Raw genomic sequence first — 25,385 nt, 5'->3', positions numbered from 1 at the left:
GCGATGGCGTCAATTGCTCCACCGTGACCTGTCCCCAGCCCAGCAACGCCGTCGTGCGAATCACCGAATACATGTATTCCGGGCCCGGCGGGGAATTCATCGAAGTCACCAATCTGGACGACGGTCCCGTCGACCTCACCGGCTGGAGCTTTGACGACTCGGCCCGCCTTCAGGGCGCCTTCGATCTGAGCGCCATCGGCACGCTTGCGGTCGGCGAATCGGCCATCATCACCGAATCACCCGCCGCTGCATTTAGGACGCACTGGGGGCTTGCTCCCACCGTCAAGGTCCTCGGCGACCTCGGCCTCGACGGAGTTGGAAACAACCTCGGTCGCGAAGACGAGATCAATATATTCGACTCGTCGGGAACCCTGGTCGATCGGCTCACCTACGGCGATCAGACGTTCCCCGGCACGATTCGGACGCAGAACGCATCCGGTTGGCCATGCAGCTTCGCGCTCGGTCAGAACGACATCGCGAACTGGGTTCTTTCCACCGTCGGCGATGCCCAGAACTCGGTCAGCGCCGGTGGCGCGATCGGAAGTCCCGGCGTGTTCGTATCCGACGCCTGTGCAGGCAGTGATCCGGTTGGCGCGTGCTGTCGCATCACCGGAGAATGTGACGATGGTTTGACGCAGGAAGCATGCACCGCTACCAACGGCGCCTGGCAGGGCCCCGAAACCCAGTGCGCGACGACCGATTGCCCGTCGCCCTCCGATCAGCAGATTCGAATCACCGAGTGGATGTACAATCCGCTCTCCGGTTCCGGCGAATTCGTCGAGTTCACCAACATCGGAAATACTCCGATCGACATGACCGGCTGGAGCTACGACGACGACAGCCGCACGCCGGGAAGCGTTTCCCTCTCGGGTTTCGGAATTGTGGCGCCGGGTCAGTCGGTGATTCTGACCGAAGTCGCCCCCGCCACTTTCATCGCGAACTGGGGTTTGTCCGGCGTGACGGTCGTCGGACCCCACTCGAACAACCTCGGTCGCAACGACGAGATCAACCTTTATGATGCCGGCGGCCTTCTCGTCGATCGACTCACCTATGGCGATCAGAACTTCCCCGGCACCATCCGGACGGCCGGTATCAGCGGCTGGACCTGCCTCCAGAATCTCGGAGAAAACAACGTGTACGGATGGCAGTTGTCGCTCGTCGGAGATCAGCAAGGCTCCTACAACGCCGCCTCCGGCGATCGCGGTAATCCGGGTGTCTACGTCGGCGTGCCGTGCTCACTTTGCTCGACCTGCTTGGGCGACGCCGATCGGAACGGCTCGGTTGCCTTAGCGGACATCGCGGCTTTCGTCGATTGTGCGCTGGGCAATTCCCTGATCGACGACTGTCGCTGTGCCGACATGAATGAGGACGGCGAAATTGACGGGCGCGACATGCAGGCCTTCGCCGACGTGGTGGTCGGCAGCCCCGGAAACTGCCCGTAAGTTTGTGAAGACTGCGCGATCGGGGTGTCGAGCATCGACCTCGGCGCCCCGTTCGCCCTTTTTCGAACTTTTTTCTTCGGCGTGAATCGAGCGAGGCTCGTACGTTTAAGGAGGGCGAGCCGCATTCCGCCCGTTTCGGGCGAAACGGTGCAAACGCAACTGAACTCGAATCGGCAAAAGGCCGGTTGGGACGCTGATACCCACTCCACCCTGTAGGGCGGAGCGAATCGCCTGATTCGTTCCGCCCTCGTTATTTTTACCCCCGGTTCAATACAGAACTGGAACGTCGGCCGGCGTCGGGGACGCGATTCTCGGGCCGTCCGGGATTCCATTCGAGGCGAGCATCCACAAGCATCATCCCCTTTGAGCCGAATTACCCTATGATTGTGTTGAAACCCAGCGCGAAAGGAATGACCCATGAAGGTCACGATTATCGGCACAGGCTATGTTGGATTGGTCACCGGAACCTGTCTTGCCGATTGCGGCAACCATGTCTGCTGCCTTGATATCGATGAGAGCAAGGTCCTTTCCTTGCGGGCGGGCAAGTGCACCATCTACGAGCCGGGCCTCGAGGAATTGATCGTTCAGAACGCGCGAGCAGGACGGCTGACATTCACGACCGATGCCGATGAAGCCGTCAGGCATGCTCGGATCATCTTCATTTCCGTCGGTACCCCGCCGCGGGAGGATGGCAGTGCCGATCTCGGCGGCATCGAGGCCGCTGCTCGGGCCATCGCCGAGCGAATGACCGAAGGCAAGGTGGTGGTCATCAAGTCGACCGTGCCCGTCGGAACCGGCGATCGCATCGAGAAGATAATGCGGCAGTTGACGCGACACCCCGTGGACCTGGTCAGCAATCCCGAATTCCTGAAGGAAGGCGCGGCGGTCAGTGACTTTCGCGAGCCGGACCGCGTTGTGATCGGCGCGGGCAATCCGGAAGCCGCGGAACTCGTCCGACAGTTGTATCTGCCCTCCACGCCCAACAACACGCCGATTCTTCTGATGAGCCGTCGCGCGGCCGAGATGAGCAAGTATGCGGCGAACAGCTATCTCGCGATGCGAATCAGTTTCATCAACGAAATGGCGAACATCTGCGAACGAGCAGGCGTGGATATCGACGAAATGAGAAAGGGCATGGCCTCTGACCGGCGCATCGGGTCACACTTCCTCTACCCCGGCGTGGGCTATGGCGGAAGCTGCTTCCCCAAGGATGTGCAGGCCCTTGCCAACGTGGCGGAAAAGGTCGGACACGAGCCGGCCATTCTTAAGGCCGTCCACGAAACGAACGAGCGTCAGAAACGTGTGTTCGTCGATCGGGTGCTGGGCCAGTTCGATGGCTCCGTCACCGGGAGACGATTTGCGGTGTGGGGTGTCACATTTAAGGCACGAACCGATGACATACGAGAGGCGCCGGCCCTCTCCATCATCGACGGACTGCTGGAGGCCGGAGCAAAAATCTGCGCATACGATCCGCAGGGGCTGTTCAACCTGCGGGAGGCTTACGGAAAGCGGCTCGAGTACGCCGATGAGGCCTATGCGGCGCTCAACGCCTGCGATGCGTTGCTTGTGCTCACCGAATGGGACGAGTTCAGGAGTCCCGACTTCGACCGGATCCGAGCCGCCCTCAGCCGGCCGATCATCTTTGATGGCCGCAATCTCTACAACGCCAACTGGATGAAGCGCAATCGGTTCACCTACCATTCAGTCGGCCGCCCGCCCGTCTACTGCGAAACAGAGACCCCGGCGTCCACCTCACAGTTGGCCGACGTGCTGGGTTGATGGAGAATCATCGCCGGCGTGCCCGCGGAATTTCCGCATCACCGTGATCTGTACGCCGTCGCAAGCCAGGAGCTCGAGGCCGTGCCGCTTGGCGATCCATCGCATGGTGGCCGCCGAGTAGAACGACACGTGCGTCGGGTCGCGCGCGTACCACCAGTCACTGATCCCGTCGAATCCCGGGTGCAGTCGCGTCATCACGGCGAGTACGCCGCCCTCATTCAGAAGTCCGAGGAGGAAGGTGAGTGACTCGCCCGGTCGTGAAAAATGTTCGAACGACTCCGTCGAAACAATGAGATCGAAGGGTGCAACGATCGTGTCATCGATGCCGTAGACAGGATCGAAACCGACCGCGTCATAACCCGCGCGTCGCATCAGTTCGATCAGCACCCGATGCGGCCCGCAGCCGATGTCGATCGCTCTGGCGGGAGGCGGCGCGTATTCACGAACCCGCTCGACGAACGCATCAAACATGCGGACATATCCGGCGTTTGCCAGCGAATTCTCATGATTGGCATAGCGTTCACGCTGCGCGCCGGCGGACAGATGTTGCTCGGCGGCGACGGCGATCAGATCGCATTCACGGCAGTGGTGAAAGTCGCGTCCGTGGGATTGCGCCCGTGACGCCGAATCGGTGCCGCATAGAGGGCACTGATGTGGTAGTGCCGCCGATCCGGCATGTTGGCGGTCAGTGCTCATTGATGAATCGAATCGCCGTTTTCACCCCCCGGCAGGCTGGTGACGCGCTTTATAGGTCCTTGACTTGGGGTATATACCCCAAGCCGCCCGCCGCGACCGGGCGATGGCTATTTGATCGTCATTTTTGTGTATTTGATGCCATTCTGCGCCTAACTTCCATGGAATTCGAGTGTTAAGCAAACTACTATATTTTGTAATGTTTTGATTGACACCCACAACATATTGCGATATTCCTTCCATTTGCCCTCAAGGGCACATCGAAGAGTTACCGAAACAATTTCCGACGTCTTTCCGATTCGGAATGGGTTGAGTCCGGCGAAGTCGGGGCGATCCGTTCGGTTTCTCATCGACTTTGCTGGGTCCAATGGAGTGGGACGAAGCGAACTGCATGCCGTGGCTCCCCGGATTCGGCGACCGAAGCCGGGGCGGCAGTGATAACTGTTGGCTCAGGAGCTGCCTGAAGGTTTTTCAGCGCGGTTTCGGATTGAAGATTAATCATGGTGGCGAAGATGGTGACCATTTCGACGGATCGAGGAGTTGCGGGCGACACGGATGTCGCCGGGGCGAGCGGACGCGAATGCGCCGGCCTGACGGAAAACGCGGTTCGGGTTCTGCGCGCGCGCTATCTGGAGAAAGACGAAACCGGCGCCTGCACGGAAGGACCGGAAAGTCTTTTTGAACGCGTCGCGGAGACGATGGCGGCCGTGGAATCGAAGTATGGCGCGAATCAGGCATGTCGCAGCGAGTGGAAGACCCGCTTTCAGCGCCTGATGACCTCGCGCAGGTTCATGCCGAACAGTCCGACGTTGATGAACGCCGGACGGTCCATGGGCATGTTGAGTGCGTGCTTTGTTCTTCCAGTGCCGGATTCCATCGACGGGATTTTCGATTCGATCAAGCACACGGCACTGATTCAGAAGGCCGGCGGCGGCACGGGCTTCGCGTTTGACCAGCTTCGGCCGACGGGCGATTTCATCAAATCAAGCGGCGGGACGACGAGCGGACCGATCAGTTTCTGGCGGGCGTTCAGCGAGGCGACAAATGCCATTCAGCAGGGGGCGTTTCGCCGCGGCGCGAACATGGGCATGATGTACATTCATCACCCTGATATTCTCAAATTCCTGCACGCCAAACAGGACCTCAGCCAATTCACGAATTACAACATCTCCGTGAAGATAACGGACGAGTGGATGGAGGCATTTCTCCGCGACCCGAACAGTCCGCACCTCACGAGAAACCCTCGCAACGGCCAGGAATTCTACATCCCCCGTGACGTGGTGATTCGTGACTATGGTGTACGCGATTTGATCCGTGCGGAATCTTATGATGGCGTAACCCCGGTCTATTCAAGGCAGGACCTCTGGGACATCATCGTCAAACATGCGTGGCAGACCGGCGAGCCGGGCGTAGTTTTCATCGACCGGATCAACGAGTCCAACCCGACGCCCCATGTCGGACGCATCGAAGCGACCAATCCCTGCGGTGAGCAGCCGCTCCTGCCATACGAGGCGTGCAATCTCGGCAGCATCAATCTTGGCTTGTTCGTGAAGAACGAGTGTACTCCGGCGGCGGAGATTGACTGGGAAGCGCTTCGTGACACGGTGCATGAGAGCATTCGCTTCCTGGACAACGTCATCGATGCGAACAACTACCCGCTGGAACAGATTCACGACATCTGCACGGCCAATCGCAAGATCGGCCTCGGCATCATGGGTTTTGCCGACGCGCTGTACAAACTCGGTGTGGCATACAACTCAGACGAGGGCGTGGCGTGGGGCGAACGCCTGATGAAGTTTGTCAATGACGAAAGTCACAACTACTCCGAAAAGCTCGCCATTGAGCGGGGTAATTTTCCCAACTGGGCCAACAGCCACTGGGATACAAAGTACCATCGCCCGATGCGAAACAGTTGCTCGACGACCGTTGCTCCGACCGGCACGATCAGCATCATCGCCGATTGCAGCGGCGGCATTGAGCCGATGTTCAGCCTCGCCTTCTTCCGCAACGTTTTGAAAGGGCAGGACGAAGGCAAGGCTCCGATGATTGAAATCAACAAGACATTTGAGATTGTCGCGCGCGAGCGCGGCTTTTTCAGCGAGGGTCTGATGGATCGGATTGCCAAGGAAGGCACCCTCGCTCATATTGACGGCATCCCCGAAGACGTGAAGCGCGTGTTCGTTTGCGCTCACGATATTCAACCAGAGTGGCACGTCCGCATGCAGGCGGCGTTTCAGCGGCACTGCGATTCCTCGATCAGCAAAACCATCAACTTCGCTCACGATGCGACTTCGAACGACGTCGAAAAGATCTACCGCGATGCCTATGCACTGCGCTGCAAGGGTGTCACGGTCTATCGCGACGGCTGTCGTTCGAGCCAGCCGATGGCGCTCGCGAACTCCGAGGATAAGCACAAGTCCGCCGGACAGTCCGACCCTGCCGCAGCCGCACCCAGCGCGTGCTGCACGAGCAAGACGGCCCAGGCCGCGCCGATTGCATCGACGAATGTCGATTCAACGGCCGCTCGGGATGCCCGAGACGACCGCCCGCGAATCGAGACGGAAACGAACCTGTTTGGTGAACGAATCACGAAAGTGAAGAAACCCGCGTCGCTCGAGCCGAAGGAACTGCCGGCGATCACCAGCGGGATTCGAGTCCGCCAGCAGACACCCTTCGGCAACATGCACATCCAGATTACGGTCGATCCGCGGACTGAGCGGGAACTGGAAGTGTTTGCCCAGCTCGGCAAGGGCGGAGACATCGCCAACAGCGATCTGGAGGCCATTTGCCGGATGATCAGCCTCTGGTTGAGGGCCGGCGGCAGCCTGATCCACGTGGTGAAGCAGCTTTCGGGTATTGGAACCCACCTCCAGATTCCCACACGGGATGGGAAGATCATGTCGCTCGGCGACGGTCTGGCCCAGGCACTGAAGCGGTTCACCCGCGCGAAGGAACGCCACGGCCTGCGTGCCCTGCTTCTGGGCGAGATTGACCCCGCGGAGATTGAAAAGACGCCGGTCGATATTCACAGGGGCGGCAACGGCAACGGTTATTCGGATATCGAAGACGATGCCGATACGGACACCACGCTGAGCGTCAGCCGCCTGCTCGACCCCCCGGCACGGCTCGCGGCGCGTTCGGCGTATCGATTGAAATGCCCCGAGTGTGGCGGGGACCTTGATATGGGAGAGGGATGCACCAAGTGTCACGCATGCGGGTACGCCCAATGTTAAGCCGGGCTGGCCGCCAGAAAAACCCTGACGTTTTTTAATGGACGAACAGGGCCCTTGCCGATAGCGTTATTTGGTGTCATTAATTCGGAGGGCTGTCAGTCACTGACTTGAACAGCGAGGGAGCATGGGAAGCAGGCTTCTTTCCCCTCCGGAAAGCGTCGGGATCCCCTAGAGGGCCTCGACGCTTTCTTTTTTTGTGGCGCTCGATCGTGAGTCACTCATCCAACCGACCAGCGCATAAGCTCGAAACGTGAAGCGCGGCCCGAGTGCGTCCTTTCACCACTGGGCTTCTTCAAATGCGCCGGAGCGCGAGACCGGTTTGGCGGGTAGTGTCTTCAGTATGGCACCCGCAAGCACGAGATCGCTCTGCGTGGTGATCTTGATGTTCCGTGCGTCGCCATCGATCGCAGTGATCTCGAAATCCGCCGCTTTGACGACCTGCGCGTCGTCGGTCGGCGACTGTCCCGCGAGGATCGACTCCGCCGCGAGTTTCTGATACGCCTCGAAAATCACTTTCCGCCGAAAAACCTGCGGGGTCTGGGCGATGTAAAGCCCGTCGCGGGGAACCGTCTCTCCGATCAATCGTTGCTCGTCCACCCGCTTGATGGTGGACGTGATCGGCGTCACGGGGACGGCGGTGCCGTATCTGACTGCCGCCTCGAAGATCGCGTCGATCCACTGCTCCGCGAGGCATACGCGCACGGCGTCGTGAATCGCCACGAACTCAGCGTCCTCGAGGACGCGGGCGAGTCCATTGGCGACGGATTCATGCCGTTCGGCCCCGCCTTCGACGAGATGGATACCCATAAAGCCGAGATTCGCGCCGAACTGCGATTTCACCTTCTCGGTATCATCCTTCGAGACGACAAGAATCGTCTGGCAGACATCCTCGCGATTGCAGAAGAGTTGAAGCGCTTTGAGAAATACGGGCTGCTCGCCGATCCTGGCGAAGACCTTGTTTTCCTTGTCGCTGAACCGCTCCCCTTTTCCTGCGGCGACGACGATGACGCTGAACCTGGCCATGTTGATCACTCCGATGCCGTACAACCGGGGTACTCTCGAATCCGAGACGCGCACTTATTACAACTGCGTGGCGCACGCGCATCAAGCCGCTTTATCCCCCGTGCGTTCTCCCGGCTTTCGAGCTTAGAATGTCTGGTGCCAATGGAGAAATCGGAAAACAACCTTGTGGACTGGATCAGCGGTCGTTTCGGTCAGTCGACCGGTGGCGCGGATGACGCGGTGCTCATCGGTCTGGGCGATGACATGGCGATGATTCGTCCGCATGCCGACGCCCTGCTCGTCGCGGCGGACATGATCATGGACGGTGTGGACTTCGATGCGAGTCTTCATTCGCCGGAGCAGATCGGCCGCAAGGCGCTGGCGGTGAATCTTTCCGACTGCGCCGCGATGGCTGTACAGCCGCGCTTTGCGATCGTGAGTCTTGCGCTTCCGAATGAGTGGACGATGGAGCAGGCTCGACGGTTGTTCGAAGGAATGGACGAACTGGCCTTGCAGTATGGGGTCCGCCTCATCGGCGGCGATACAAACAGCTGGGATCGACCGCTGGTCGCGGATGTGACGATCATGGCTGAACCTTGGCCGGGTTTGAGGCCGGTTACGCGCAGGGGCGCGCGGCCGGGCGATCTGGTGTGTGTGACGGGATCTCTGGGCGGCAGCCTGTCGGGCCGGCATCTGGCGTTCGAGCCTCGCGTGAATGAGGCGAAATGGCTCGCGGAAGAGCTGGGCGACGGACTGCATGCGATGATGGACCTGAGCGACGGCCTGTCGATCGATGGGCGGCGGCTGTGTGAGTCCTCGGGCGTCGGAATGGAGATTCGCGAGGATGCGTTGGAGTCGGTTGCATCGGATGACGCGATCGTGGCATCGAGGAACGACGGCCGAAGCATCGTCGATCATGTGCTGAACGACGGCGAGGACTTTGAATTGCTTCATGTCGTCGATGTGCTTCGGTTCCATCAGGTGGCTCATCAGGAGAAACGCAATCCCCTGAATTCGTTGTCCATGTCCCATGGATTGAAGCTCGCGCCGGTTCGACCGATCGGGGTGGTCATCGAGGAGTCGGGACTTCATATGGTGAAGAAGGATGGATCGAAAGTGCGGATTACCAGCGGTGGGTGGCAGCATTTCACATGATGGCAAATGAACCGGTCGGACGATTTGATGCCCCGTTGATCGCTCGGATTGAGACATCGAGCGTGGACGAAACCATTGCGCTGGGCCGTCGACTGGGGGCGGTGCTCCGCGCCGGCGATGTCATCGCGCTGGTTGGCCGCCTCGGGGCCGGTAAGACACACTTCGCGAAAGGCCTCGCGCTCGGGCTTGGCGTCCGCGATCCGCGCGCGGTGAACAGTCCGACCTTCGTGCTGGTCAATGAGTACGAAGGTCGGTTGCCGATCCATCACATCGACGCGTATCGGCTGACCTCATCGGACGAGTTGGCGGCAATCGGCTTTGAAGAGATGCTGACGCAGGGGGCCATCGTCATCATCGAGTGGGCCGACCGCGTGGGGGACGCAATGCCGCGGCACGCGCTCTGGATTGAGTTCGATACGCCAGGTGAAACGGCGCGATCAATCTCGCTGCGCGCCGCCGAGTCGGAACTTGCAACCCGCCTTTTGTCGGCGGGCTTGACCGGCGCATCGGAGGAAGCGATAACGGACTCGCAGCGCGGAGCCTGAGGCATGGGAACCCGACCGCGCGGCCTGTTTCGGCGGCATTCAATCGAGGAGTGATGCAATCGCCACCAAGAAAAGAAAAGATGCGAATATCCGCCACGATGGTCGAGCATCCGATTCATTGCGGCCCGTGAAAATCACGCGGGGCTATACACATGCTCCGGCGGGCTCGGTTTTGATTGAATCGGGTCACACGCGCGTGCTCTGCACTGCCAGCATCGATAACGATCTGCCGCCATGGCGCAAGGAGTCGGGCCTTGGCTGGGTCACTGCGGAGTACGATATGCTGCCCGCGGCGACCAGCACGCGTCGCAAGCGCGATCGAGGCGGCAAAATCGACGGGCGATCGCAGGAGATTCAGCGGTTGATCGGCCGGTCGCTTCGGGCGGTTGTGGACATGGCGAAGCTCGGGCCGCGCGCTATTCTCATCGACTGCGACGTCATCCAGGCCGATGGCGGCACACGAACGGCGAGCATCACGGGCGCGTACGTCGCGCTGGTTGATGCGGTACGGACACTGAAAGCGCGCGGGCTGATCTCGGAAGATCCGATCATCGACAGCGTTTCGGCCGTGAGCGTGGGGCTGGTCGGCGGCAAGGTGCTGCTCGATCTGTGTTATGACGAAGACAAGGATGCCGAGGTCGATTTCAACATCGTGATGACCGGCGGGGGCCGATTTGTCGAAGTGCAGGGCGGCGCGGAGGCGGGGACATTCACGCGGGTCCAGATGAACCAGATACTGGCACTTGCCGAGAAGGGTCTGGCGGAACTTTTTGCGGCGCAGCGGCATTCGTTGGCGCAGAAGCGCCGTCCCGGCAGATAAATGGATCTGCGGAGGACGTCGCCGCCTTCGTGGTTGTCGCGGCGCGAAGAGGATCGAACGGTATCCGACAAACTCCGAACGCGGAAAGCACATGAAAAACTACCAGAGCGACAAGCGCGAGGCGCATCGAATCGTGGTGTGGGTATGCGGTTTGGTCCTGACCTGCGTCATGACAGGGTGCGATCCCGATTCCGGCGGTCGGTCATCCGGATCAAGCCGAACCGCGGAATCGGGCGGTACGAATCGAACGAGCGGCGGATCGCTTGCCGAACTGTTCGGCGGTGGATCGCGATCCTCCCGGGAAATCTGGACGATCGAATGCAATGCATTCGAGGGCAAGGGTCGGCGCGAGACGGCCGATCGACTTGCGACCATGTTGAAGAAGGTTGATCGAATCGACGCACGGCGCGTTTCGGTCGAACATGGCGAGCAGAGCAGCAAGATCTTCTATGGGGAATATCCGCTGCGGTATGTCGAAGCCAGGACCGACGGCAAGGAAAAGACGCGGGGAGATCTGGTCATTGAATTGAGCGATGAGATCAAGCGTGATCTGCGGTTCATTCGCGAACTTGCATTCGGCGAGCAGTATCCATTCTTCAGTGCACGTATGATTCCGAAGCCGGAGTCATTCGTCGGCAAGCCGGAATGGGATTTGAAGAACGCCAAGGGGGTCTATACGCTGAACGTCGGTGTCACATATCCGACAGCCACGTTGCATGATTACAAGCAGGCGGCCTATCTCTGGGTCGAAGACCTGCGCAAGCGTGGTTATGAGGCGTACTATTATTTCGCGACAGACAAGTCGCAGGCGTCGATCTGTGTGGGCACATTTGGCGAGGACGCCTTTGTCATTGATCCATCCGGCCGCCGCGGCTATTCGCCGAAAGTCAAATCGCTTCAGGCCAGAGAAGAGTTCAAGTACAACCTCGAAAATGGTCACCCGGTTTACAACCTCGTTCGCAATCCCGAGACGAATCGGCGTGAGAAGATTCCGAATTACTCGTTTCTCGCGCGAATTCCCCGGCCCGAACCCGCTCCGCGCCGGCAGTGAGGAGTGACTTCGTGCCGACCGACATGCCTTCCATCGTCATTTTGATCGCGACGGGTAATCCCGGCAAAGCCCGCGAGATTGAACAAGTGCTCGAGCATGGGACCGCTTTGACGGGAGCGGCGAGCGACCGATTCCGATGGAAAACACTTCGCGATGTGCCTCCGATCCCGGAGCCGCATGAGGATGGCGAGACCTTCGCCGAGAATGCCAAGCTGAAGGCACTGTACTATGCCCGCGCGACGGGAATGATCACGCTTGCCGATGATTCCGGACTTGAAGTGGACGCGCTGGGCGGCCGCCCCGGCGTGCGGTCCGCGCGCTTCGCCGAGGACGTACCCGAGTCTGCCCCGCGTGAAACACGCGATTCGGCAAACAATCGCAAACTGATCGCCTTGCTGGGTGGCGTGCCGGCTGAGCGCCGAACTGCGCGGTTCCGATGCGCCCTGGCACTTGCTACGGCCGACCGGGTGATCGCAAAGGCCGACGGCGTGGTGGAAGGTGTCATTATCGATACACCGCGCGGATTCAATGGGTTTGGATACGACCCGCATTTCTACATTCCATCGCTCGGCAGGACGACGGCCGAACTCGATTCGGAGCATAAGAACCGCATCAGTCATCGCGGCCGGGCGCTGCGTTCTCTCTGTGGAGTGCTCCCTGCCGCGCTGGGGTTGGCTGGGTAGGCCGCAATTCGCGCTGATACCGAGTACCTTGCGATGGCACCCCGTGATTTTGACTCGGACAACTGTATTTTAGACCCCATCAGAGGGTGTGAAATCAAAGTTTGTCAGGTGCTGCCGGCTGTTCAGCCGGGATTGAATATTTCGCAGGAGTGAAATGAGGCTCGGCGAGACATGGCGCAACCACTGTTCTGCCGTTGAGTTCAAGTTTTTACTGTCGTCCGCGATTTCCGAGGTGTGACACCATTGTGTCGTAGATCCTCGTTTTTTTTTGAAAATTCCCTTTTTTTGCCACTGCGTGGTTTGGGTGTATATTGGTTGAGTCGGGCAGCGATCGTGTCAGGCGGTCGACTGTAGGGAATCATGGGCGCGGAGGAGTTCAATGATGAACAGTTCGAAGTGGGTAGATATACCCATGGCACTGACAACTGTGCTTTCGGCGGCCTGGGTACTCAATCTCACTGGGATGTCGAACGCGTGCGATCGAATTCCTTGTAACGGTGAAACAGAGTGCCTCTGGAATCCTGTCCAGGAAATTCCATTTGAATGCCAATTTCCAATAGGCGGCTGGATGGCGTGTGAATGTGGAGTTGGAGATTCTTTACGATCTGAATATAAGCAGTCTTGTCGTCATGAGAATTCGTGTTTCACTCGATTGCGATGTGAGGCGGTTTGATGACAGCTATCTTGACAGCCGTGCTGATTCTGCCTTTTGAAGGAGAACCGGGCGAGTCGGTTCCCGAAGTGCTAGGTCGAGCGTTCAGCCGACGAACCGCCTTCGAAACCGCCTACATGAAGTATGACTCCGAACGGCTGGCCTTGGACACTCGAATCATGAAGAAGTCTCGCTTCGAGACAAGACTGGCTGGAGCTGACGCCTACTGGTATGACTCGGGAAACGATGAGGGCGTTCGGAATGTGCATTTTAATACCGGACAGGCCACTTTGGGCGTCCGGCACGCTTGTACTCCGATTCACATTATCCGATGTCGCGAGAAAGGCGACGAGTGGCGGCGATATGATGGTGACACGATCATTCACGTGGGCTTTGCCGATCGGTCGCCCGACAAGTATATACTCTCCGATCCCAGGACACTGGGCTTAACGACTCAGTCGCTTCAGGACGTTTCTCCATCCCAACTTCTTGAGAAGTTTCAGTCGACGCGAGGTCGCTGGTTGGTAAAGGAGTCGGCCGGTCTCGTCGAGGTGACGTTGAAGAAGGCCCCCTCGGCGAGAGTAGTTCTACTCGCAGTGAGATGGTTTGGTGGATCGATCCTGCGAAGGACGATGCGGTCGTGGAGGTTGTCCTGCGCGAGATCAAGAGTGACGGCCCCCTGCGCAACCTCAACGTTGTCAAGAACGACTATATGCGGGTCGACGGTCGCTGGTGGCTGAAGCGAAGCGAGAACACGTCGATCACGCATGGCGTTGTCGAGGTCCACACGTTTCATCATGCCGAGTTCGACCGCCCTGACCATCCGAAGTCACTGGGCGTGGAAACGTTCAATATGCCGCCGGGTGTGCAGGTGGCTGATTTTCGGCTGGCTGCTCAGGGAATTTACGGCATGGATGCGATGGGGCGTTACCTGGGCGGCGGCGTGATTGTGTCAGAGGCCGAGTGGCGCGAGCAGATAGCACCGGGTTTTGACATGGAGTCGCTGAGTCAGTTCAAGAACGCTGAACTTGCGGCTCATGGCCACGGTCAATATCCCCGCTGGTGGGGAGCATCGGATTCGACACTGGGTCTGGATCGTGTGGCGTCGGATCCGGATCAGTGGGAGGCCTATGTCCGCCGCTGGATTCTGCGCCATTCACATCAGGTCGTGGTCGATTTGAAGGCGGCGCTGCCGACCACCACGCTGACGGCCGCTCAGATCGAATCGGCGTGGGCGATTCTGAAGGACTGCCGCAAGCGTGCGGAGCCGGTGCTTCGTCGTAAGGCGAAAGCGGACTCGGCGCGCGCCGAGTCTGCCGCAAGCGCCATATCACAGCCATCGACCGCGCCAGCAGGAGATTTACGCCACGACGATGGCACCGCGTCGTCGGTGGATCGATCGGAAGACCGGTTCGATCGGGAACTTGGCAAGGTGTTCGAACTGCTCAAGAGCCGTCTGAACGGCCTACTGCAATCGAAACAGGTCCATCGCAAGGCGGCGGAGTAGCAGCAGCGGGGGCAGGCACCCCGCTCAGGGGGGGTTCGCTTTATTAAGTTTTTCGAATCGGCCGCGGAACATTTCACAATCCGCTCTTACTTGCAGTGGATGCGAAACTTATGATTGGCGGGCGTTTGTGATCCGTCGCAGCGATTCCGCGCAATATCCATTTAGACAACATCCGATCTTCCGCTATGATGAATTGCGGTGTTCTATTCGGCGAATGCCGGAATAGACGTCTGTCAATCGCCGATGTCGCAGGAGCCGCCAACATGTCCCCCACGGACGGACTCTTGAAGTTCATCACAAAACACCTCGAAAGATTGGACGACTCGCTGACGCGCGTCATGGCGACACGGGACATCGAAAGCGTTCACATTCTGCGGGTCTCGTCCCGCCGACTCAGCGAGCCGCTCGAGCTACTGGCCGGATTTTTCGGCCGGAAGCGATGCCTGCGGCTGCGTTCCGGACTGGGTGACATTCGCGATGCACTTCGACGCGTTCGAGATGTTGACGTGCTTCGACTTGCCATTGCGGGCGATCAATCCGGATTCGCGTCCGATCCGGAAGACCTTGCAAAGTTGCAGGGTGTTCTGGCGATCGAGCGAGAATCCGATCTGATTGCGGCACGGCATCAGATCGAGCGGGCGGATCCGTCGCGGGTGCTGCGTGTGATGGATGCCCTTTGCGAGAAGCTGCGCGGGCTGGAGTCGCGCCGCGATGAGAAAGATCTGCTCCGCGCCGCGCGTCGGCTCTGGCAGGAGAAGGCCAAGCGGCTGATTGATCGGCCGCCCACCCGTGAACACGGTCCGGGTCTTCACAAGACGCGAATCCGTCTCAAGGCGTTTCGATATTCAACCGAGCTGGTTTGCCGGCTCGATGGCCAGACGCGTGATGACTTGCTCAAGGCCAGTGCGTCAATGCAGGATCGGCTCGGGGCATGGAATGATCATTTTTGCGCCGCGCGAATGCTGGGTCAGATCGCTCAGGATGAGCAGACGCTTTCGGCCGGTCCGCTGTGGTGCGCATCAGTTCTTGAGTTCGCTGCCCGTCGAGCCCGAGCCATGACGGACGAACTCGGCGAGATTATGATCTCCTGGCCGCGACTTCGTCGCGCGATCGAAGCCGATGTGTTCGGCCGCCCCGACCGCAGCGGCAGTTCTGTGACCGCGAAGGGCAAGGTCGCCTCCTCGCTGGAGCGGGCAACGGAGGGAGATTTGCGAATGGCGGGCGGGCCGGCATGACCCGATCGCCGCTCTACCATATCGGATGAGCCGCGGCTCGCAGGCTGCACAGCAATCGTCGCGGGGCCTTTCGCGAACCTTCGCCATGTACGATCCGCCCCATTCCGGGAATCACGGGACTGGAAGCGTCTGTTTTCACGAACCACATATGGATGTACTACGCAGAATTATCGAAGCCGATGGAGATGCCGGTCTGGCATTCACGCCACTTGATAACCTGGTTCCGGACGATACTCCGTTGGCTGATGCCGCGAAGGCTCCAATGAAACTCGGCGCGATCGACGTCGGCACCAACAGTATCCACCTCGTCATGGCCGAAATTTCGCCGCAGGGAGACTTCCATGTTCTTGGCACGGACAAGGACATGGTGCAACTAGGTAAGGGGGGGTTTCAGGATCATATTCTCACCGACGATGCGATCAACAAGGGGATCGAAGCGCTTAAGCGGTTTCTGAAGATGGCCGAACTCAAGGGCGTCACAAAGATCAAGGCCGTCGCGACCAGCGCTGTTCGTGAAGCGCGCAACGGCGGCGAGTTCGTCGATCGGGCCGCGGCTGAGACGGGGCTTGACCTTCGCGTCATTACGAGCGAGGAAGAGGGACGACTGATTTACCTTGGGGTCCGCCACGCAGTTGACCTGGGCCGGGCGGAGAATCTGATCATCGATATCGGCGGCGGCAGCGTGGAATTCATTGTTGGCAGTGCCAACTGCGCGTCGCTGATCCACAGCGTGAAGCTGGGTGGTTCGCGCATGGCGGAGCTATTTATCCGATCGGATCCGCCGCGGTCGGCGGAGATCAAGGCGCTTCGCCGGCACATCCAGCGGCAGGTCGCGCCGCTCTACGATCATGTTCGAACATTTCCGGCACCGTTGCGTTGCATCGGCACGTCCGGCGCGATCAAGAGCCTGGCGGTGATTTGCGCCCACCTTCGCGGCGCGAGCTACGACGAAGAATCGACCCAGCTGTGCATCTCACACGAAGAGCTGAAGCCTTTGCTGGCGGTGCTCACCGGCACGACCCGTGCGGAACGGCTCGAAATACCCGGCATGGATGCGCGTCGGGTCGATGCCTGTCTGCCGGCGGCGACGCTTCTGCATCTCGTGATGAAGTCCCTCCGTATCCCGCGGATCGAATACTGCGACTTCGCGTTGCGCGAGGGGGTGATCGTCGATTACATCGGGAGCCATCGCCGGAAACTCCAGGCCCGGGCCACATGGCCGAACCCGCGCATGCGGAGCGTCGTCCAGCTTGCGGAGCGCTGCAACTACCGCCGCGAACATGCGGATCAGGTTGCCCGGCTGGCAGGGCAGCTCTTTGACCAGTTGCAGCCGCTTCATCAGATGGATGGCCGCTTCAAGGAGTTGCTTGTATATGCGGCGCTGCTGCATGATGTCGGATACATGATCAGTCAGCGCGGGCACCATAAGCATTCGTACTATCTCATCCGCAATGGCGAATTGAAGGGCTTCACGGACCAGGAAATCGAAATCATCGCGAACATTGCCCGATATCACCGAAAGGAGCGGCCGAAGAAGCCTCACTTCAGCTACCAGCAACTCGACCCGGTATTCCGGAAACCCGTTAGAAAACTGGCGGTCATCCTTCGCGTGGCCAACGCGCTTGATCGTACGCATTACTCGGTCATTCGCGATATCGATTGTCGCATCGGCGATGGCGTTGTCGTGATCGAGGCAGTGGCAACGCTCGATGCCGAACTCGAGCTATACACGACCCGTCGTCACGAGCGGCTTTTTTCGAGGGAATTCGGAGCGCGGCTGGAGGTGCGCATCGCCGGCCAGGTCGATGCCGGGCTGGAGCCGGTCCAGTCGGTGGATTCGGCGGCGGACGAGGACCACTAGCTTCCTGCTCGCGGATTCGTGGTTTCACCGCTATTATTTCCACATTATTGCGACAGCATCTTGTGCGCGGGGACTCACACCGGGTCGCCGAACAGACGATTAACAGGTCGGAATCGCAGTATGGACACCGGCATCGTTCCCATCGAATCTGAGAGCCTGGACGGCGATATCGGCGGCGGTCGTTACCTCAATCGCGAGCTGGGGTGGCTGAATTTCAACCGCCGCGTGCTGCAGCAGTCGGCCGATCGCGATGTGCCGCTGCTTGAGCGCGTGAAGTTCCTCCAGATATTCACGACCAATCTGGATGAGTTCTTCATGAAGCGCGTCGGCGGTCTGAAGCGGCAGGTCTCCGCCAATGTGAATACGCTGTCCTTCGACGGGATGACCCCCGCGCAACAGCTGTCCGCGATTCGGCAGGCGGTTTTGCCGATGTTGCAGTCACAGGCGGACTGTATCCAGAACGACATCAGGCCGGCACTCGAGCAACAGGGTGTGTTCCTGTTGAAATGGAACCAGCTCAATGACGCGGAGAAGGCCTACGCACGCGACTACTTCCGCAACAACGTCTTTCCCGTGCTGACGCCGATGGCCGTTGATCCGGGGCACCCGTTCCCATTTCTTTCGAATCTGTCGCTGTCTTTGGGCGTGAAGCTCTACCATCCGAGACAGGAGGAGCGGCTCTTTGCCCGGGTGAAGGTTCCGAACGTGCTGCCGAGCTGGCTTCGGCTCGAACTTCCTGAGAACACAAACGTTCACCGATTCATCAGCCTGGTCGAAGTAATTCGTCACAACCTGGGCTCGCTGTTCCCCGGGATGCAGGTACTCAGTGTCACGCCGTTTCGCGTGACGCGCAATGCCGATGTCGAGCGCGACGAAGAGGATGCCGAAGACCTGCTGGAACTTGTGGAGCAGGAATTGCGGGAGCGCCGCTTTGAACGAATCGTGCGGCTCGGCCACGATCCTAGCGCTGATCCGTGGACGCTCCAGTTTCTGATGCGTGAACTGGAACTTTCGGAGCAGGACGTATACGAACTGCCGGCGGGCCTGGAATTCACGGCTCTCGGGCCGATTTGTGAACTGGACCTGCCTGGAAACAAATATCCGCAGTGGACGCCGACCATTCCGCCGCGTCTATCGGACGAGATCGCTGATATTTTCAGCGTCGTCCGCAGTGTCGATCTCCTGGTTCATCATCCCTATGAGAGTTTCGGAGACAGTGTCGAGCGATTCATCCGAAGCGCCGCGGAGGATCCGCGCGTGCTCGCGCTGAAGATCACGCTATATCGCGTGGGCGACAGCCGGTCGCTGATGGACAGTCTGATTCATGCGGCCGAAGAGGGTAAACAGGTCGTTGTGCTTGTCGAACTGAAGGCTCGCTTCGACGAACAGCGAAACATCGCATGGGCTCATCAGTTGGAGCGTGCGGGCGTCCACGTCGTTTATGGCATCGTCGGGTACAAGACGCACACCAAGCTCGCGCTGGCGGTCCGGCAGGAGGGGGACAAGCTCCGCAGTTATGTCCACATCGGCACCGGAAACTACAACCTTCAAACGGCGAGGCTTTACACGGACATCGGTCTGATCACATGCCGTCCGCACATCACCGAGGAAGTGGTTGAGCTGTTTCACTATCTGACCGGCAGATCGCTGAAAGGCAACTACAAGCATATCCTGGTTGCGCCGGTTACCATGGCGACGCGATTCATCGAGATGATCGACCGCGAGATTGCAAATCTCAATTCCGGGTTGCCCTGCGGAATCATCGCCAAGATGAACCAACTGGAAGATCGTCGCGTGATTCGGGCGCTTTATCGCGCGTCGCAGGCGGGCGTGCCGATTCGCCTCATTGTGCGCGGCTTCTGCACACTGCGCCCCGGCGTGCCGGGTATGAGTGAAAACATCCAGGTCGTATCGATCATCGGGCGGTTTCTTGAACATTCGCGTATTTTCTACTTCCGATCGGGCGCGGAGCAGGAGATTGACGGTCGCTTCTTTATCGGGTCGGCCGATTGGATGTACCGCAATCTCAACCGGCGCGTCGAGATCGTCGTGCCGGTAGAGGAACTGGGATGCAGGCAACGCCTCTGGCAGACTCTGCAAGTTTGCCTTGATGATCAGGTTCTTGCGTGGGACATGATGTCCGATGGCTCGTACGTTCGCCGCACGCCGACCGATCCGGCTGTGCAAGTCGGATCGCATACCACGCTGATGAACATCGCACGCGATGCCGCGCTGGTGGACAATCAACGGGATTCCGGCGCATGACATTGCATGACGATTTGAGCGACGCCCAGGACCGGTCGGGATCGACAGCCGGATCTTCAGCACGATGAGCGAATTTCAGGATCTGTTTTCGAAGCAGGCCGCGCTCTATGCAAGGTTTCGACCGTCCTATCCGGGCGGGCTCATCGATTACCTCGCGGGGATTGCGACCCGCCGCGGGCTCGCGTGGGATGTCGGTACCGGCAATGGCCAGGCCGCTGTCGGGCTTGCGGGTCATTTTGATTCGGTCATTGCGACGGATGGCAGCTCGGAACAGATTGCCAACGCCTTGCCGAATCCGCGCGTCAAATATCATGTCGCGCTGGCCGAAGGCGCGGGCCCGCGCGAAGGACTGAGGGACCATTCGGTCGATCTCGTGACAATCGCCCAGGCTCTGCACTGGTTCGCGACAGAAGCATTTTTCGCCAACGTGCGACGTGCGTTGCATGAGGATGGCATTGTTGCCGCGTGGTGCTACGGGATTTCGCGCGTCGAATCCGCGATCGACGCGGTGGTTGGCCAATTGTACCACGAAATCGTCGGCCCCTTCTGGCCGCCGGACCGATGCTGGGTTGATGACGGCTATCGATCCATCCCGTTTCCGTTTCACGAGTCGCGTTTTCGAGATCGAGGAAACAAGGCCTCGAGCGGGGACGATTCTGCGGTGCCGACGTTTGCGTGTCGCGAATCATGGAATCTTGCGCAATACGTCGGATACTTGGGTTCGTGGTCGGCTGTTCAGCGGTTTGTCGATGCCCGGGGCTACAATCCGCTCGACGAGATCGAAGCCGATCTGCGTTCGGCGTGGGGAGAACCGGCGTCGCCTCGCATCGTGGAATGGCCGATCCACATGCGCGTGGGGGCGCTCTGACGAATCGATCTTATGCAGATACCGCTGGCTCGCGTGCCTGAACAGATTCAATGCCTCGCGTCGGAAGGCAAATCGCGATCGGTGAGCTGGTCGCTCGCCCAGATTGCCGATCACCTCGCCATGACCATTGAGTGGCAGTTGGATCGCCTTCCCGTTGGCAAGCTTCCTGATCGTCTTCCGCCCATGTGGCTGCGGCGCATCTTTCGCGTGATCTTTCTCGGATTAGGGCGATTGCCTCGAGGCGTCCCCGCGGTGAGTTCCATCGTGCCGCAATCGGATGTCGATCTTGAGGCTTCGCTTGACCGGCTTCGTTCGGCCATCGCGTCCATGTTCGTTAGCGATGGGCCTTACCGCACGCATCCGTTCTTCGGCAACATGACGAAGTCAGGCTGGGTTCGTTTTCACGAAGTCCATGCCGCACATCACCTGAAGCGTATCGTTTGAATAGTGAGTTCCCACGGATCAGCAGACGGGGCCGACGCCTGGCTTGGCCGCAAATGAGTCGATGGCGACGAGCGATCGCACGGTGGGTCGCGCGATCAGTTACTCTGCGGAGGCACCCTCCACGACCGCCGTTGAGCCTCGTCGGTCGCTGTTGTGATCGGGTGATCCCTTGGTGGCAAAACCCCACAGCGAGAGGAGTCCGAGCGAGAAAAGTCCGATTCCAAACACCGCGGCAGCCATGCCGACGCGCTTCTGTGCCCGCTCGCCGATCGTAATGCCCCAACTGATGCAGAATGTCCAAAGGCCGTTTGCGAAGTGGAAACTCGCCGCCGCGAGACCGATGACATAGAAGGTCATGACGACGGATGGCGGCATGTAGAGGCCCCAGGGATGCCAATCCATCAGGCCGTTGTAGGTGGTCTGGAAGTAATTTCCGGTGTGCAGGAAGTGCTTCTCGGCGAGGCCGATCCAGTGGGCGAACCGGAACTTCAGGAGGTGCACGATGAGAAACACGAATGCGACATAGCCGGAGACGCGCTGGAGGCTGTATCTCCGATTGGCCATGTACGGATACTGGGCGGAGTTGTAATTCGCCGTCATGGCGATGCGAATACCGTAGATGGCGTGGAAGGCCAGCGGCAGGAAGATTCCGAAAAACTCCAAGAAAAACAGAAAGGGCAGATCAGCGATGAACTGCACCGATTTGTTGAACTTGGCGCCGGGGTCTGCTTCGGTACCAAACGCGGCCATCGAGTTGGTCACGAGGTGCTCGATGAGGAATACACCGACCGGGACGATTCCGGACAGGGAGTGGAGCTTGCGAAGCAGAAAGTGATTCCGTTGTTCGAAGGTCTGTGACGGAGTGGGGGATGACGTGGCCAAGTGTGTTTCACCCTCGATCGTTCAGGGACGAATTTGCTGGTAATCCGAGGATTCTAGCGTAGAGACGGCGTGGCGTGGCGTCAATAACCCCGGCTAACACCGGCATCGGGCCGGTGCGAGCTCTCGCTGTTATTCGACGTTTTCAGCCGTTTTTGCCGGTGGCTGGTCCCTGAGTTTCATGATTTCGGCCATGACGTAGTCTGAAACCTCGCGGAACGCCTCCCGGTCCTTTTCGCGTCCCTTCCACGCCGAAAGATCGATCTGCCTGCCAAATCGAACGAAGGCGTTGTGCCGCCGGAAAAACGGGGCGACAACGCTGTCGCTATAGTGCAGGCCGCCGATGTAGGCGGGAATCACCGGTACACCACTGCGAAGTGCCAGCATTCCAACACCTTCCCTGGTAACGACCGGATCCGCCGGATTCTGGATTCGACCCTGCGGAAAAATCCCAAGGAGCTTGCCTTCCTGAAGATGTCGAAGCGCCGCCTTGACGGAGGCCGTATCGACGCCGCTGCGAGTGACCGGAACGCATTCAATGGCGCGAACCAGCTTGCTGAAGAATGGAATCTTCGCGTACTCCACGGCGATCATGAATCCGATGACGCGGTTGGGTGACCCGGAGGTCAGCACGAATGGGTCGAGCGTCGATGAATGGTTCGCGACCACGATCGCGCCACCGGTCGACGGAATCGTGCAAATCCCGTCGCGTTTGGCTCGGGGCCAGAACCAGCAGTAGAAGTCGTTCAGGTTCTTCCAAAACGTCAGCACGACGCCGAACCGGCCGCGCTTGAGTCGAATGATCGTGGTGATCAATCCAGCCAGGATCAGCGAGCCGGACGCGATGGCCGTGATCCATGCCAGATGCCTGTCGATGTTCGGCCATTCGGGCAGGCCGATGATTCCGGTTACGATGCATAGGCCGGACATGGTGCAGAGGTCGTGGACACCAAAAACGCGGCCGCGCATGGAATTCGGCACGATACGCTGTATCAGGGCATTGACGCTGACTTGAATTCCGGCGCCGAACACACCGATTAGAAACAGACCGACGCCGCATACCATGCGGCCCCAGCCCAGCCATGCCGACAACGTGAGCAGTCCACCGGAGAGGCCCGCGAGCTTCAGCGACCACGACATGGCGAGCTCGCTCCTGAGCGCGCCGCCAAACATCGTCAGGACGATTGAGCCGGCAAGCAGTCCGATTCCCAGAAGCCCCTGGTAGAACCCGAGGTCCCCGTAGCTCCCGCCGAAGACGTTCTTCACGATGGCCGGAATGAGGCTGCGAATGGTTGCGGCGGCGGTCCAGAGAATGGTGGAAATGAGAATCAGCTCCGCGACGCGACGGTGCCGGGTGATGTAGCGAAATCCCTTGGAAATCGCCTTGAAATCGTGCGACTCGCTCGACGGAATGTGCCGCGGCGGGCGGATGAAGAAAATGCACACCGCGCTCAGGAAGAACGTGACGCTGTTCAGTCGGAAGATCGTCAGCACGCCGGCCTCGGCGCCGTGATGGTGCTGAATAATCAGGCCGCCGATGTATGCCGCGAAGATCGTTCCGATCATGCCCAGGCCGGCGGTCATTGCATTGGCGCGGACAAGCTGATCCGAGCGGATGATCGTTGGCAGCATGGAAAGTCGCGCGGGGGAAAACATTGCCGCGAAAATTCCCATCAACACGAGCGGCATGACGGCCAAATGCAGCGCGAGGGGTTTGCTGCCGGCCGCGAATTCCGAGTCGAAGTACTTCAGCAACCAGAGCATTTCAACCATGATCGCCGCGCGAAGCAGATCGGCTGTCAACATGAGCGCCCGGCGCGGGAGGCGATCGGCCAGCCAGCCGAAGACCGGGCCGAACAGCACGAATGGCGACATAAACGTCAGCAGCATGAGCGCTTGAATGCGTATTGAGTCTTCGCGGTCCGGACTGAGTGCGTCCTGGAGCTTCAGCAGGCCCATTTCGGATAGGTGATCGCCAAGCGCTGAGATGCCGTAAGCCAGCCACAAGAGCACGAAATTGCGGTTTCGTATCAGCAGCGATGGGAACGACTGGTCGTCGTTGACCGCAGCCGGCTTGGAATGGTCGCTCATGCGTCTGTTGTCCTGGCGAAAAGCGAAGATCGCGAGAGCGGCTTCGCGCGGTCATTCGGCGGGCCGAGAATAGCATCGGGCCGCCGCCGCGACAACATCGTGTCTGGGCTGCGGGTCCAGAATGGCGGGCCTAGTGTGCGTGCTCATGCGACTGGCAATGGGGGCAGGTGAACGGCCGGCTCGTCTTCGTGCCGCTTTTTTTGCCAGGCAATGACGCGGGGGGATAACGGTAGTTGCAGCAGACGCAATCGACCGTCTTTTCCTGCTTCAGGATCCGGGCGGCCCAGCGCGCCAACTCTGCCGGGAGCACGCCGCGGCCTCTGCACATGGGGCACGTCTCGTAGAAGCTGCGGAGTATCACGTCGCGGATGAATGACGATTTGTCCGGCACCTTGCGCAGCACTTTCGCGAGATGACGATCCACGCGAAATGAGACGACTACGCCCTTGTCCTTGCCCATCTCTCATTCACCTCGGTTTGCAGTCTGTCGGCCGGCGGCGGCCTCTGGGGAGCGGTTGGTTCGGGGCTGTTTCCGCCCGCATGCATCCCCGCGATTTTGCCGCCTCCTGTCAAACGACACATCAACGATGTATAGTCTCGCGCAGGGCCGTCCGCAATCCAAACGATCAGGCCCGCTGTCTTCATTCAGGGAGGCGCCGGAATGCCGCCGGAATCCAGTCAGGACAGTGCGTCGGAAGTCAACCGGGATCAGCGAGTGGGTCATGCCATTGCGCTTCGGCGGAAACTGAATTTCTGGCGGCGGGCCTCGCTTCTGCTGTTCGGGCTGGCCTTGTTGGTGCTGCTGGTTGCGTGGCAGCGGGGTGAGACTTCGCGCATTGAATGTGCGGAGGCCCTGACCCGCTATGCTTCGATGGCGAAGGATCAGGGACTTGATACGCTCGCGCCTGAGCTGGTCGGCGTCATCTGGCGCGGGTTCGATGCCACAGAGTCGCGACGGTATCCGCAGCATTACCTGCTTTTTAACGCGAACTGGGCCAGGCCTTGCACGGATAAGCCGATCCCGCTGGCTGTTTGCGAATACTCGCACTCGACGCTGTTCAGAAATGGCCGGAACGTTCTCTATCGCACGAAAGACGGCCTGACGGTGAAATGGGTGTCAGAGTCCGAGGCGGCCGCGCTGGCGCTACTTGCGAATCGAGCCGATCCACGTCATTAAAAC

General features: G+C 59.6%; 20 protein-coding genes and 1 pseudogene. 16 read left to right on the top strand and 5 right to left on the bottom strand.

Going from position 1 to position 25,385, the window contains the following annotated elements:
- The first annotated feature begins 71 nt into the window (after nt 1-71).
- The 3 genes and pseudogenes from KF841_04535 (at nt 72) to KF841_04525 (ending at nt 3,221) form a co-directional block, all read left to right on the top strand.
- A pseudogene (locus KF841_04535) lies at nt 72-554 on the top strand (lamin tail domain-containing protein).
- Nucleotides 555-743: 189 nt separating this feature from the next.
- Nucleotides 744-1,442: a lamin tail domain-containing protein gene (locus tag KF841_04530; protein ID MBX3394617.1), complete on the top strand. Its 699-nt coding sequence runs from the start codon at nt 744-746 to the stop codon at nt 1,440-1,442.
- A 417-nt stretch (nt 1,443-1,859) separates the two neighbouring features.
- On the top strand, nt 1,860-3,221 hold the full coding sequence (locus KF841_04525) for a UDP-glucose/GDP-mannose dehydrogenase family protein (protein MBX3394616.1): 1,362 nt from the start codon (nt 1,860-1,862) through the stop codon (nt 3,219-3,221).
- Here KF841_04525 and KF841_04520 read toward each other — a convergent pair.
- On the bottom strand, nt 3,195-3,917 hold the full coding sequence (locus KF841_04520; protein ID MBX3394615.1) for a class I SAM-dependent methyltransferase: 723 nt from the start codon (nt 3,915-3,917) through the stop codon (nt 3,195-3,197). The genes KF841_04525 and KF841_04520 overlap by 27 nt on opposite strands.
- Before the next feature lie 497 nt (nt 3,918-4,414).
- Between KF841_04520 and KF841_04515 the strand changes: the two genes are divergently transcribed.
- Nucleotides 4,415-7,147, top strand: a complete 2,733-nt coding sequence (locus tag KF841_04515) for a vitamin B12-dependent ribonucleotide reductase (GenBank protein ID MBX3394614.1) — start codon at nt 4,415-4,417, stop codon at nt 7,145-7,147.
- Nucleotides 7,148-7,423: 276 nt separating this feature from the next.
- Here KF841_04515 and ispD read toward each other — a convergent pair whose 3' ends face one another.
- Nucleotides 7,424-8,170, bottom strand: coding sequence for a 2-C-methyl-D-erythritol 4-phosphate cytidylyltransferase (gene ispD, locus KF841_04510; GenBank protein MBX3394613.1), 747 nt, complete (start codon nt 8,168-8,170; stop codon nt 7,424-7,426).
- A gap of 141 nt (nt 8,171-8,311) precedes the next feature.
- On the opposite strand from ispD, the gene thiL reads away from it, so the two are divergent.
- The 11 genes from thiL to KF841_04455 all read left to right on the top strand — a co-directional run bounded on the left by thiL (nt 8,312) and on the right by KF841_04455 (nt 21,235).
- Nucleotides 8,312-9,304, top strand: coding sequence for a thiamine-phosphate kinase (gene thiL / locus KF841_04505; GenBank protein ID MBX3394612.1), 993 nt, complete (start codon nt 8,312-8,314; stop codon nt 9,302-9,304).
- On the top strand, nt 9,304-9,849 hold the full coding sequence (tsaE, locus tag KF841_04500; protein ID MBX3394611.1) for a tRNA (adenosine(37)-N6)-threonylcarbamoyltransferase complex ATPase subunit type 1 TsaE: 546 nt from the start codon (nt 9,304-9,306) through the stop codon (nt 9,847-9,849). The genes thiL and tsaE overlap by 1 nt, the downstream gene beginning before the upstream one ends.
- A gap of 88 nt (nt 9,850-9,937) precedes the next feature.
- On the top strand, nt 9,938-10,669 hold the full coding sequence (gene rph / locus KF841_04495) for a ribonuclease PH (GenBank protein MBX3394610.1): 732 nt from the start codon (nt 9,938-9,940) through the stop codon (nt 10,667-10,669).
- Nucleotides 10,670-10,760: 91 nt separating this feature from the next.
- Nucleotides 10,761-11,720, top strand: coding sequence for a hypothetical protein (locus KF841_04490; protein MBX3394609.1), 960 nt, complete (start codon nt 10,761-10,763; stop codon nt 11,718-11,720).
- 23 nt (nt 11,721-11,743) lie between these two features.
- Nucleotides 11,744-12,403 carry an RdgB/HAM1 family non-canonical purine NTP pyrophosphatase gene (rdgB, locus tag KF841_04485; GenBank protein MBX3394608.1) on the top strand — a complete coding sequence of 220 codons (660 nt, stop codon included), beginning with the start codon at nt 11,744-11,746 and terminating at the stop codon, nt 12,401-12,403.
- A 1,253-nt stretch (nt 12,404-13,656) separates the two neighbouring features.
- Complete coding sequence (locus KF841_04480) at nt 13,657-14,562, top strand: hypothetical protein (GenBank protein MBX3394607.1); 906 nt, start codon at nt 13,657-13,659, stop codon at nt 14,560-14,562.
- 263 nt (nt 14,563-14,825) lie between these two features.
- Nucleotides 14,826-15,797, top strand: coding sequence for a CHAD domain-containing protein (locus KF841_04475; GenBank protein ID MBX3394606.1), 972 nt, complete (start codon nt 14,826-14,828; stop codon nt 15,795-15,797).
- 148 nt (nt 15,798-15,945) lie between these two features.
- Nucleotides 15,946-17,658: a Ppx/GppA family phosphatase gene (locus tag KF841_04470; protein MBX3394605.1), complete on the top strand. Its 1,713-nt coding sequence runs from the start codon at nt 15,946-15,948 to the stop codon at nt 17,656-17,658.
- A 120-nt stretch (nt 17,659-17,778) separates the two neighbouring features.
- Complete coding sequence (gene ppk1, locus KF841_04465; GenBank protein MBX3394604.1) at nt 17,779-19,923, top strand: polyphosphate kinase 1; 2,145 nt, start codon at nt 17,779-17,781, stop codon at nt 19,921-19,923.
- Between the two features lie 64 nt (nt 19,924-19,987).
- Nucleotides 19,988-20,791: a class I SAM-dependent methyltransferase gene (locus KF841_04460; protein MBX3394603.1), complete on the top strand. Its 804-nt coding sequence runs from the start codon at nt 19,988-19,990 to the stop codon at nt 20,789-20,791.
- Nucleotides 20,792-20,803: 12 nt separating this feature from the next.
- A complete protein-coding gene (locus tag KF841_04455) occupies nt 20,804-21,235 on the top strand; it encodes a DUF1569 domain-containing protein (protein ID MBX3394602.1) in 432 nt (143 codons plus the stop codon).
- A 99-nt stretch (nt 21,236-21,334) separates the two neighbouring features.
- On the opposite strand, the gene KF841_04450 is transcribed toward KF841_04455, so the two are convergent.
- The 3 genes from KF841_04450 to KF841_04440 all read right to left on the bottom strand — a co-directional run bounded on the left by KF841_04450 (nt 21,335) and on the right by KF841_04440 (nt 24,665).
- Nucleotides 21,335-22,117, bottom strand: coding sequence for a succinate dehydrogenase (locus KF841_04450; GenBank protein ID MBX3394601.1), 783 nt, complete (start codon nt 22,115-22,117; stop codon nt 21,335-21,337).
- A gap of 129 nt (nt 22,118-22,246) precedes the next feature.
- Nucleotides 22,247-24,205: an MFS transporter gene (locus KF841_04445; GenBank protein MBX3394600.1), complete on the bottom strand. Its 1,959-nt coding sequence runs from the start codon at nt 24,203-24,205 to the stop codon at nt 22,247-22,249.
- A 130-nt stretch (nt 24,206-24,335) separates the two neighbouring features.
- On the bottom strand, nt 24,336-24,665 hold the full coding sequence (locus KF841_04440) for a hypothetical protein (GenBank protein MBX3394599.1): 330 nt from the start codon (nt 24,663-24,665) through the stop codon (nt 24,336-24,338).
- A gap of 201 nt (nt 24,666-24,866) precedes the next feature.
- On the opposite strand from KF841_04440, the gene KF841_04435 reads away from it, so the two are divergent.
- A complete protein-coding gene (locus KF841_04435) occupies nt 24,867-25,382 on the top strand; it encodes a hypothetical protein (protein MBX3394598.1) in 516 nt (171 codons plus the stop codon).
- The last annotated feature ends 3 nt before the right edge of the window (nt 25,383-25,385 follow it).

Source organism: Phycisphaerae bacterium, from assembly GCA_019636475.1.
GTDB lineage: Bacteria > Planctomycetota > Phycisphaerae > UBA1845 > UTPLA1 > JADJRI01.
Note: the sequence above shows the minus strand (reverse complement) of the source record. Positions and strands in the feature narration are given on the sequence as shown.